General features: G+C 75.7%; 7 protein-coding genes. All 7 read right to left on the reverse strand.

The features are described 5' to 3' along the window. Positions 1-16: 16 nt before the first annotated feature. The 7 genes from KGD84_RS20365 to KGD84_RS20395 are packed head-to-tail and all read right to left on the reverse strand — an operon-like array spanning position 17 to position 5,908. Positions 17-910 carry a type II secretion system F family protein gene (locus tag KGD84_RS20365; RefSeq protein WP_220561992.1) on the reverse strand — a complete coding sequence of 298 codons (894 nt, stop codon included), beginning with the start codon at positions 908-910 and terminating at the stop codon, positions 17-19. Continuing rightward, a complete protein-coding gene (locus tag KGD84_RS20370) occupies positions 907-1,770 on the reverse strand; it encodes a type II secretion system F family protein (protein ID WP_220561993.1) in 864 nt (287 codons plus the stop codon). The genes KGD84_RS20365 and KGD84_RS20370 overlap by 4 nt, the downstream gene beginning before the upstream one ends. Beyond that, positions 1,758-3,116 (reverse strand): TadA family conjugal transfer-associated ATPase, encoded by a 1,359-nt coding sequence (locus KGD84_RS20375; protein WP_220561994.1) that lies wholly within the window; start codon positions 3,114-3,116, stop codon positions 1,758-1,760. Before KGD84_RS20375 ends, KGD84_RS20370 begins: the two co-directional genes overlap by 13 nt. Then, entirely contained in the window at positions 3,113-3,859 is a 747-nt protein-coding gene (locus KGD84_RS20380) for a CpaE/TadZ family protein (protein ID WP_220561995.1), read from the reverse strand. The genes KGD84_RS20375 and KGD84_RS20380 overlap by 4 nt, the downstream gene beginning before the upstream one ends. Further along, positions 3,859-4,533 carry an SAF domain-containing protein gene (locus KGD84_RS20385; RefSeq protein ID WP_220561996.1) on the reverse strand — a complete coding sequence of 225 codons (675 nt, stop codon included), beginning with the start codon at positions 4,531-4,533 and terminating at the stop codon, positions 3,859-3,861. Before KGD84_RS20385 ends, KGD84_RS20380 begins: the two co-directional genes overlap by 1 nt. A gap of 23 nt (positions 4,534-4,556) precedes the next feature. Continuing rightward, positions 4,557-5,411 carry a hypothetical protein gene (locus tag KGD84_RS20390; protein ID WP_220561997.1) on the reverse strand — a complete coding sequence of 285 codons (855 nt, stop codon included), beginning with the start codon at positions 5,409-5,411 and terminating at the stop codon, positions 4,557-4,559. Continuing rightward, a complete protein-coding gene (locus KGD84_RS20395; protein WP_220561998.1) occupies positions 5,405-5,908 on the reverse strand; it encodes a hypothetical protein in 504 nt (167 codons plus the stop codon). Before KGD84_RS20395 ends, KGD84_RS20390 begins: the two co-directional genes overlap by 7 nt. Positions 5,909-6,320 lie beyond the last annotated feature (412 nt).

The raw sequence follows: 6,320 nt of genomic DNA on the forward strand, positions 1-6,320 counted from the left end.
TTCTCCAAGCAGGGGATCAGGTACTGAAGAGGATGAGGTTCATGGCCGGGTATCCCAGAAGGACCAGGAACCCGGCGAACAGCAGGACGACGGGCAGGCTCATTCGCTCCGTTGAGGCCTGGGCGGCGGCCTCCATCTCGGCGAGGAACTGCACGCGCAGGGTCTTGGCCTTGGCGGAGAGGGAACTCCGGACCCGGGCGCCGTCGGCTCCGGCCAGGTGCAGGCTAGCGGACAGTTCCGCGAACTCCGGGGTGTCGTAGCGTTCGCCCAGTTCGCGGAGCACCTGCCAGGCGGGTACCCGGGTGAGGGACGCCTCCCGGAGGGCGTCGCGGATCGCGGCCATCGCCCAGCCGCCGCCGTTGGCAGAGGCGTCGGTGAGGGCGCCGCTGACGCCCGCGCCCCCGGCCAGGGAGACCACGACCAGGTCGGCGAAGCCGGACAGGGTGCGGCGCATCTCTTCCTTGCGCTTGGTCGCCTCGTCGTTGAGGGACAGGTCCGGGGCGAACCACATGAGGAGGGCGAACCCCACCCAGAGGATGACCGGCACGAGAGGCCCGTTCAGCACCCCCAGGGGGGACAGCAGCAACCCCATCACCGGCGGGAACAGCACCCCCACCACCACTCCCGCCGCCTTCTCCGCCAGGTAGCCGCCCGGGTCGCGGTCGCAGATCCTGAGGTTGCGCGCGGCGCGCTTGCCGGGCAGACCGGCGGCGTGCAGCAGGGGGACGCCGACCCGGCCGAGCCGGGTCAGGAGGCCGCCCTCGGAGGGGCGCAGTGCGAGCCGTGCCGGCGGGCGGGGGCCGGACAGGCGCTCGGCCAGGGTCGGGCGGGCCCAGCGGGCCGCCGCCAGCGCCCACAGGGCCAGGCCCAGGGCGGCGCCGGCCAGGGCCGCCGCGGTCGTGGGGTTCACAGCGCGGCCTCCTTGAGCGGGTCGGGGGCCAGGACGCGCGGCCCGAGGGAGAAACGGGACATCCGGGTCATCCACACCACGGCGGTGGCCCAGATGCCGCCGATGGCCGCCAGGACGATCTGGCCCAGCAGGCCGTCGAACGGGGCCAGGTACTCGGGGTTGAACAGGAGCATGAACGCCGCCATCCCCAGCGTCGCGCCCATGATGATGCGCGAGGAGGTGCGCAGCCGCGCCCGGCCGGCCGACACTTTGACCAGCATGGCGGCCTGGTCGCGGGCGGACTCGGCCAGGGCGCCGAGCAGGACGCCGAGGTCGGTGGCGTGCCGGGTGGCGGCCATCGCCAGGGCGGAGGCGACCAGGTCGCCGGTGGGGTTGTCGACGGTGCGGGCGAAGGTGTGGAGCGCGTCGCGCGGCTCGCGGCCGCGGCGCATGTCGTCGGCCAGCCGCTGCACGGCCCCGCGCAGCGGTTCGGGGGCGATGGGCGCGGTGGCGGCGACCGCCTGGTGCAGGCCGGAGGACCCGGCCATGAGGTCGCGCAGCATCTCGGTCCAGGCGGCGACCGCCTCGACCCCCTCGACCTGCTGCTTGTGTTCGGCGTCGCTGCCCAGGACCTGCGGGGCCCACCAGACCGCGGCGGCGGCCAGCGCCCCGGCCACCGGCCAGCCGGTCAGGAGCCAGGCGCCGACGCCGGCGGCGGTCGCGAAGGCGACCCTGCCCGGGCGCGGGAGCGGCCGGGACCGGCCCCGGCGGAGGCGTTCGGAGACCAGCGGGGCGGCCCAGACGAACAGGAGGAAGACGCCGAGTCCGGCGACGCCCCCGGCGGTGGCGAGCAGGAGCGTGTTCGTGTTCACCGGCCCCACCCCGCCGTCTCCGCCTGGAGCGAGAGGGGGTCGAAGCCGTGGTCGGCGAGCACGTCGAGGGTGTCCGGGCTGGGCGGGGCCGCGGCGAGGCGGCCCTGGCGCGGCGAGTAGCGGTAGATCTCGTTGGAGACCACGTTCTGCCCCTCCGCGCCCACGACCTCGCGCACGCTGGTGACGCGGCGTTCGCCGGTGGGCAGCGCGGAGACGTGGACGACCAGGTGGACGGCGGAGGCCACCAGCGACGCGGTCGCCTCCAGCGGCAGCCGTTCGGCGGACTGGGCGGCGTAGGCGCCCAGCTTGGTGAACGCCCCGGCGGAGCCGGCCGCGTGCAGGGTAGTGAGGCTGCCGTCGTTGCCCTGGCTCATGGCGTTGAGCAGGGGGACGGTCTCGCTGCCGCGGGTCTCCCCCACGATGACGCGGTCGGGCGACATGCGCAGCGCGGTGCGGACCAGGTCGGCGATGGTGATCTCGCCGACGCCCTCGATGTTGGCGGGGCGGGCCTGGAGGGCGACGCAGTCGGGGTGGGCCTCGCGGTCGCGGTCCAGGCCGAGCTCGAAGACGTCCTCGATGGTGACCAGGCGCTCGGTCGGGGGGATCTCCGAGGCCAGGGCGCGCAGCAGGGTGGTCTTGCCCGCGCCGGTGCCCCCGGTGACGACCATGTTGCGGCGGGCGCGCACGGCGGCCCGGAAGAGGGAGACCAGGGCCGGGTCGAGCGTGCCGAGCTTCTCCAGCCGGCGCAGCGACGAGTGGGTGTACCGGTGGCGGCGGATCGACACCGAGGGCTGGCGGGAGACCTCCATGACCGCGTTGAGGCGCTCCCCGCCGGGGAGCTGGAGGTCGAGGATGGGCGCCCCGGGGTCGAAGCGGCGCTCGCCGCTGGCCGACTCGGCGGCCAGGCGGCGGACCAGGGCGATGACGTCGTCGGTGTCGGCGAACAGCCCGGCGTGCAGGCGGCGGCTGCCGTCGGCGAGCCGCACCCAGGCGTCCACGCCGTTGATGTTGATGTTCTCGATCTCGGGGTCGTCGAGCAGGGGCTGGAGCGGCCCCACACCGGTGACCTGGGCGAGCGAGGCGGCGGCGATGGCGGCCTCGGTGGCGGGGGCCAGCAGGGGGCGGCCCTCGGCCAGGGCTGCGCGGGCGGCCTCGTCGAGGATGTTGGCGATGACCCGGTCGGCGCGGGCGCGGTGCTCCTGCGGGGTGTCCGGGTCCTCGCCGCGGGTCTCCTCACTGATCCTGCGGCCCGCCTCGGCGGACACGTAGGCGACCCACTGGGCCTCCACCCGGTCGGTACCGGGGTCGAGGAAGCGCTCGGCGGCGCGGTCCGCGAACTCGTCGGGCGGGGTCATGCGTTCACCCCCGGGGGCAGCGGCGCGTAGACGACGGGCTCGGTCCGGGCGGCGGCCAGTGCGCGCGCCAGCCGGTCGGCGGCCCGGAACAGGGGGCGCTTCTGGGGCCGGGCGATGTCCTGTTCGCCGCGCAGGAACCGGGCGGAGCGGGGGTCGTCGGGCACGCGCCCCCAGACGGCGGAGCCGAGGGCGCCGGTGATCTCGCCGACGCCGCCGCGGCCGCCGCAGACCACGACCGTGAGGTCGCGGGCGGGGAAGGACGGGGCGAGGAGGTGCTCGCGGGCGCGGCGCAGCTCGGTGAGGCGCTCCGAGACGACGAGGACGGCGTGGTCGACCCGGGCGACGAGGGCGCGGGCCGGGGAGGAGGGGGTGAGGCGGCCGAGGTCGAGGACGGCGACCGGCGCCGCCATCGCGCCGAACGGCAGGGGGTGCTGGCCCAGGAGCCGCACGGCGCCCTCGGCGGGGTCGGCGGTGATCGGCGCGGGGCAGACCCGGAGCCCGCCGGGCAGGGCCTGGGTGTGGGCCTCGGGGTCGGCGCCGCCGCCGCGGCGCATGGCGGCGGCCAGGCCGGTCAGGCCGGGCTCGGTGGGCAGGCGGCGCCAGACGGCGACCGCTCCGCCGGAGGGGTCGGCCTCCACCAGCACTCCGGGCGCGTCCCCGGGCCAGACCGCGGCCAGGGCCATGCCCAGGCTGGTCACGCCCGGGGCGCCGCCCAGGGAGAAGACGGCGACCGTCGTCGTCATCACGCCCCTCCGCGCGGGTGGACCTGCACGAGGCTGACCTGTCCGGCGGAGGCGGCCGCGGCGATGCGGGCGGCGTCGGCGGAGGAGACCAGCAGCTCGACGTTGACGGCGCCCTCGACCCCGGGGTCGGGGACGAGGGTGCGGACCAGGGCGAGGTAGGCCTGGGGGGCGCCGTCCTCCTGCTGTTCGCCGCCGCTCACGACCACGGACACGCTGGCGCCCGCGCCCAGGGAGGCGGGGAAGCGCCCGGGCTGGAGGGTGGCGCCGACCAGGGCCCGGTCGGACTCGGGGAAGGCGGCGTCGGCGCCCAGGGCGGACTCGGGCAGGACCCCGCCCTCGACCACGGGGAGGGTGAGGGTCAGGCCCACGACCTCCTCCAGGCGGGCGGCGTCCACGAAGGACAGGTCGGAGGACACCGACATCTCCGAGACGCGCAGGTCGTCCATGGTGAGGACGTGGCCCGCGGGGAGGTCGGTGTCGGCGACGACCACCCCGGTGCGGTCGTCGAGGCGTTCCAGGGCGATGACGCCGCTGAGCGCGCCCGCCGTCGTCAGGGTGAGGGCCAGCGCCAGCCACCGCCAGCGCCGGGCGCCGCCGCCGGAGAGCCGCACGGCGGGGGGCTGCTGTGTCTGCCGCCCCGCCCCGGGGGGCGGGGCCGTCGTCGTCTCGACCACGTCTGTCTCAGTTCTTCTCGGTGTCAGTGGGTGTCCGTGACGAGCCCGTGGGACTCGCGGACGGTGAGGTCGACCTCGGAGGTGCTGGTGAGCTGGTCGAGGGCGCCGCCACCGCCGCCGGAGAAGCTCCACTCGGTGTCCCAGAGCACGCGGACGGTGACGGTGCGGACGCCTTCGGGGGCCGCGTCCGAGGCCGAGGTGTAGACGTGCCCGCAGTCGGGGGAGGCGGAGTCGGCGTCGTGGACGGCGGGGTCGAAGGGGGTGCCGGGGCCCTCGCACTCCACGGTGGAGCCGTCGCCCATGGTCCACAGGGTGCGGGCGGGGGTGGCGGTCACGGTGAGGGAGGAGTCGCCCAGTTCGGCGGAGGTGGACTCGGCGCCCCAGCTCTGGGGGTCGACCCACAGCCACAGGGGGGTGTTGACCAGGATGAGGGAGTCGGTGCCCGGGGAGGTGGCGATGGTGGGCTCGGGGAGCTGGAAGGAGGCCATGGCCTCCTCGATGCTGGTGAGGGGGTCGGTGCCCTCCTCGCCCTCGGCGGCCTCGGCGAAGACCTCCTCCCAGTCGATGGCGTCCCAGTCGACCATGTTCTCCCAGTCCATGGACTCCCAGTCGATGGCGTCCCAGTCGACGTCGGCGTACTCGTCGGAGCCGCCCGCGCCGCCGGTCCCCCCGGAGCCGCTGGCGCCGGGGGTGCCCGGGACGCCGCCGTGCTCCAGGAGCCAGCGCAGCAGGATCTGGCAGCCGTTGCCGCCGGAGGTGCCGCACTCGACGCTGCCGAGGAAGGAGCCGTCGTCGGCGTGCGCGGGTGCGGCGCTCAGGGTCGCCAGCACCAGGGCGGCGGCGGCCGCGGCAGCGGCGGGGGGTAGGGGTCTCAACATGATCCGGCCTCCCAGATGCGCAGTTCGGACACGCGCCAGGCGAGTCCGTCGTGGATGAGCGTGGCGTCGACCTTGCGGGGGCCCGCCGTCCCCGCGGAGCCGCCGGTCCGCCAGGCGGAGTCGTCCACGCAGTCGGCGACGACCGCGAGTTCGGGGCTCTCGACGGTGACGGCCGGGTCGAGGACGGGCTCGCCCTCGGCGTTCCCGCCCGCGGCCGCCTCGTCGAGCGCGGTCCGCATGATCTCCCGGGCGGCACCGACCGCGTGGTCGTCGAGGGCGCGCGAGGCCTCCTCGTCTCCGTGGGAGGCCGCGACCACCGCGTCCCACATCCCGGTGTAGGCCGCCAGGGCGGCCTCCTCGTCACCGCCGGCGGCGGCGGTGGGCGCGGGCCGCGGTTCCGTTCCGGCGCCGTCGGTCTCCGCGGCGGGTGCGGAGCACCCGGCGGCGGCGAGGAGCGCGCAGACGGTGAGCGCCAGGCGGGTCGAGCCGGATCGCATCGCGGCCTGTTCCCTTCGGTGTGCTCCGCCCGGGCGGGACGGGGGTGGGGGGTGGGGAAGCGGCAGGTGGGGCGGGTCCGCGGGGGGACGGGCCGACACCGACCGATGTGGGTTTGCGTGTGTTTCACGCTCTCTCAGCGTGAGAGTACCGAGAGCGCACAGTACACAACAACCCCCCAGAACGAGAAATAGGCCCTACATAGGGGAGATTCGACGCAACCGAAAACCGAAGGCCCGGTGGATCGCACAGAAACGGGCAGCCGAATGGCTGCGTGGGCCGGTGTCGCGGCACCTCCGCGCTCCGGCGCGGCGGTGCGGGCGGCCCGCGCCCGTCCCTCTGGCCTACCCCCGGATCCAGGGTGGAACACCTGCCCCACGGGGAGACCGGCACGGAATGAACCGCGGGGGATCA

This window comes from Nocardiopsis changdeensis (genome assembly GCF_018316655.1).
Classification (GTDB): domain Bacteria; phylum Actinomycetota; class Actinomycetes; order Streptosporangiales; family Streptosporangiaceae; genus Nocardiopsis; species Nocardiopsis changdeensis.